Origin of the sequence: Psychroflexus aestuariivivens (genome assembly GCF_004010055.1) — a bacterium.
GTDB classification, from domain to species: Bacteria; Bacteroidota; Bacteroidia; order Flavobacteriales; family Flavobacteriaceae; genus Psychroflexus; species Psychroflexus aestuariivivens.
The window spans coordinates 1-4153 of the sequence record NZ_RQVT01000026.1 but is presented as its reverse complement, the minus strand read 5'-3'; the positions used below and the strand labels follow the sequence as shown (position 1 = coordinate 4153).

Here is a 4153-nt window from a genome sequence, read left to right as displayed (position 1 = left end):
TAAAAGTTTAACCGAAAAGTTTGCGCATTTTAAGTCGCCACTTTCGTTATGCGCGAGACGTTGGGGTGCATTTGAAAAAAACATAAAAGCGACAAGAATTTCGTAAATTGCAAATATGAAAGACACGACAATATATTCAATAGGACACGGAAATAAGAAGATTGAGGACTTCATAGCCGAATTGAAGTCGTTTAAGATTCAATTTCTTCTTGACATACGTTCAAAACCGTATTCAAAATGGAATACCCAATTTAATCAAGCAGCACTTGATTTGGAATTGAAAAATAATGGAATTACCTATGTTTTTGTTGGCGACACATTAGGCGGTCTACCTGAAGACAGAAGTTGCTATGATTATGATGGAAAGGTTGTTTATGACTTGATTAAAGAAAAAGACTTTTTCAAACAAGGGCTTGAAAGATTAACAACAGCAAACGCAAAAAAAATCAACCTTGCCATAATGTGTAGTGAATCTAAACCTGAAGAGTGCCATAGAAGCAAACTAATTGGACAGGAACTTCTAAACAAAAATATTTCTCTGAAGCACATTGTATCAGAGAAGCGAGTTAAATCGCAAGTAGCAGTAATGAACGAACTAACAAAAGGTAAAGGAACAGTTGACCTATTTGGAAACGAAATGGACTTTACTTCAAGAAAATCATATTAATGGAATTTTTTACAATTGGAGTTTACAACTCAACCGAGCAGGAATATTTTAAAAAGCTTTCAGATAACAACATTGACACATTTTGCGATATACGGCAAAGAAGAGGTGTAAGAGGTGCAAAATATGCTTTTGTAAATAGCAATAGGCTTCAAGAAAAACTTAACGAGCTTGATATTAAATATGGACACGTAATTGAACTTGCCCCTACTTCCGACATTAGAGACCTTCAGAAAGAAGCAGATGCTCAACAGGGAGAATTAAAAAGAGACCGAAATAAACTCGGTAAAGTATTTACAATTGCTTACAAAGACAGAATATTGAGCAATTTTGACTTTGATTCATTTATAGATAATCTTGATGAAGTTGGTGCAAATCGTGTGGTTTTGTTTTGCGTTGAAGAAAAACCAGAAGCTTGTCATAGGTCAATAGTTACTAATAGGTTGGAGCAATTAGGATTTAAAGTAACTCATCTTTAAATGAAAGCATTAATTGTTTCTAAAACTAAAATGAAAAACGCAGTTTGCGTTGGTGCATTACTGCTTGAAAGCAATCTCAATATCCGCCTTTTAAATCCAGGAAACAAGAATCAACCGGAAAATACTGAATTTGAAATTGGTCAACTTTGGGATATAAAATTCATAAACAGAAATCCAAAAGAAAAACCACATACAGAAGATGTCATTGTTTTATCTAAATCCTTCATTGAGGACGTTCCTGATATAGCCAACTTTTTAAAATCACTAAATATAAATGTGTTTAAGGGTACCCCAAAGACTTTGTTCGATGGGAAACTCGAATGGTATCATAATGGAAGCGGATTCATTGCTGGAGATAAAGGAATGCCTGAGTTTAGTGTGTGCTTTTGGAAATCGGACAAAGACTTAGAATTATACTACAGCTATAAGAAGGCAAGATACAAGTATGACCATAATATTAGCTTTCCTTTTGTAGGGTTAGTTGAACCAATTAATATAATTGAAAAAGGCACGTTATTAAGAGTTTCGCTAACAAGACCATTTGATAAAGATAAAAATGGAAAGTTATCATCATGGCTTCAATTATCAGGTTGGTATAGTGACAAATCGAAATATGCAGTTAATAATGCTTGTAAAATAATTTTTGATGAAAATTTAGACGACTATTATACCTTGCTATGCGTAGAAGGATATGTATATCGAAAATTGACACCTCGATTTCTTAATAATGATGAAATAGAGAATGCATTAAGCTATTTACAACGAGCTAACAAAGACGATGAAATAGTAGAAATACTTAAAACGTACTGCTATAATTTGGCTTTATTCGATGAAGATGTTATCCGCAAAAATTTTTCACACTTTGTTAATTCAAAATATGAAGCATTTTGTAATTTTTTGATTGGAAATATTTTATACACCGAAGAAACAGAGCACCTTGCAAATAAATATTTCTTAAATGCAGTTAAAATAGATAATCAATATGCTTTAGCTTTTGCATATTTAGGTTCATCTTCTAATGACACAGACAAAGAATTAAACCTTTATAACAAGTCCTTAAATATTGAGGAATCAGCACACGCACTGCTTTCAAGAGGTCTTCTTTATTTATATCGTAAATCGGATTATATTAAAGCAATAGTGGATTTCACATCTCTTTTAGAGTATTTAGAATCGAACAAGGATAAAACGCACGAAAAAACCAAGATTTATTATTACAGAGGAATTGCTAACTATAAATCAGAAAACTTCCAAAGAGCAGTTGAAGATTTCAACAAGGTGGATTCAGGATTAGATATTTCAAAAAGAGAGAATCCAAATGAGTACCGAGCTTTTGCAAAAGCTAAATTGGGCGATTCTGAAGGCGCAATTAAAGAGTTTGAAAATCCAATTAGAGTTTTACCCAATAAAGCTTTTCTATATCGAGATAGAGGAATAGTTAAACTAATATGCAATAGATTACAAGATGCTATAGATGATTTTAATATTGCACTAAAGCTTTACCCAGAATATAAAGATGCTCTTGAGTTAAAAGAAAAGGCTCTTAAAAAATTGAAGCATGAATGAACATTTGCCAAATAGAAATGATAAATTATTTAAAGAGGAAATAAATCCAACCTTTGGGGCTTGGTTAAAAAACCCAGCAAATAAGTTTTTCTTGTATTCGGAGGGCTATAAAGAGGCCGGTAAAAAATTATGGGAGTTCTGCATAGAAAATAACTTTTATGCTAACACCCTAATCTATCCTTTGGTATTCAACTATCGTCAATTTATCGAATTGAGAATTAAGGAATTGATGATAATGGGCTACAAATATGTTGATGACAATAAAGACTTTGCAGATGAACATAGTCTTTTGAAGCTATGGTGTATATACCGGAATGAAATACTTGTAAATATTGAAACTATAGACGAAGAGATACTTGATAATGTTGAGAGAGTTATAAAACAGTTCAATACCGAAGATCCAAAATCAATGTGCTTTAGGTATCCAGTATCTCGTGGACCACATAGAAAGGAACATATAAACCGTGAAACAATTGACTTGAATAATTTCAAAAATGTGATTGATAGACTAATCTACTTCTTTGATTGGCAATGGGACATGATTTCGCATTATCAAGAATTAAAAGATGAAATGATTGCAGATATGTATAGAGAGTATTGGTAAAGAAAAACGCACCCCAACATTGTATAAGCGTAATGCGGGCTGAATAGCTAAAACTAAGCTTTTTGCTTCTAAGAAACTTTGCGGTATCCAGACAGTGAATCGCTCCGAAATCCCGCACTACGCTTATACTTGACCGTTATGTGCTATTTATGAAAGTGCTTATCCTAAAAAACAATACTTAAAATTTAAGTAATGAAAAAAACTATTTTAGCATTATCTTCAATTCTATTATTAAGTTGTGGAGATAATCAGAAATTGAAACATGAAATATCTGTCTTAAAAAATAAAAATGACAGTTTGAATAGTGTTTTAGATACATTGAAAACTAAATTTATTTTTGATAATGCATTCGTAAAGCATATTGTAAATGAAAATCAACCTATTGAAGAAGGAAATGTATATACAGGTGAATTTTACTTTGTTGCTTATAATGATGATGACAAACTTTTATTTACAAATAATTCTTCATCAAAAACAGACACTTTATCAGGAATAAAATCTGGTGGCTACGTTTATAAATTTAAAGCTCAGAAAGGAAAAAATGTTTTTAATTTTAAACCTTTGATTCTTAGTAAAACAGCTAAAGAATTTAGAAATTCTAGTTTCTTTGATGTAAATATATCTGATCAAATAAACGTAGAATAAAAACAGCACATAACACTACATATCGCTCATTGCGGAGTTTGTGGCTGAAATCGAAGTTTCGGGATTTTCTGGGAATAAAAACATAAATCGAAAAATAATTACTAATTTTCCCGCAACGAAGCGATATGCGAGAACGTTGTAGGTCATATAAAAAAACATTTTCCGAAAAAAAACTTGCTTCGATTTCAACGCTGA

6 protein-coding genes are annotated in these 4153 nt (G+C 31.8%); 5 read left to right on the top strand and 1 reads right to left on the bottom strand.

The window, feature by feature from the left end:
- Nucleotides 1-115 precede the first annotated feature (115 nt).
- The 5 genes from EIG86_RS06000 (at nt 116) to EIG86_RS05980 (ending at nt 3958) form a co-directional block, all read left to right on the top strand.
- The gene (locus EIG86_RS06000; RefSeq protein ID WP_127845262.1) at nt 116-667 is read left to right on the top strand and encodes a DUF488 domain-containing protein; all 552 of its coding nucleotides are present in this window, start codon (nt 116-118) and stop codon (nt 665-667) included.
- Entirely contained in the window at nt 667-1143 is a 477-nt protein-coding gene (locus EIG86_RS05995; RefSeq protein ID WP_127845261.1) for a DUF488 domain-containing protein, read from the top strand. The genes EIG86_RS06000 and EIG86_RS05995 overlap by 1 nt, the downstream gene beginning before the upstream one ends.
- A complete protein-coding gene (locus tag EIG86_RS05990) occupies nt 1144-2709 on the top strand; it encodes a tetratricopeptide repeat protein (RefSeq protein ID WP_127845260.1) in 1566 nt (521 codons plus the stop codon).
- Complete coding sequence (locus tag EIG86_RS05985; protein ID WP_127845259.1) at nt 2702-3313, top strand: hypothetical protein; 612 nt, start codon at nt 2702-2704, stop codon at nt 3311-3313. The genes EIG86_RS05990 and EIG86_RS05985 overlap by 8 nt, the downstream gene beginning before the upstream one ends.
- Nucleotides 3314-3505: 192 nt before the next feature.
- Complete coding sequence (locus EIG86_RS05980) at nt 3506-3958, top strand: hypothetical protein (protein ID WP_127845258.1); 453 nt, start codon at nt 3506-3508, stop codon at nt 3956-3958.
- A gap of 15 nt (nt 3959-3973) precedes the next feature.
- Here the strand turns inward: EIG86_RS05980 and EIG86_RS14215 are convergent.
- The coding region (locus tag EIG86_RS14215) for a hypothetical protein (protein ID WP_205030463.1) at nt 3974-4153 on the bottom strand (180 nt) is incomplete at its 5' end.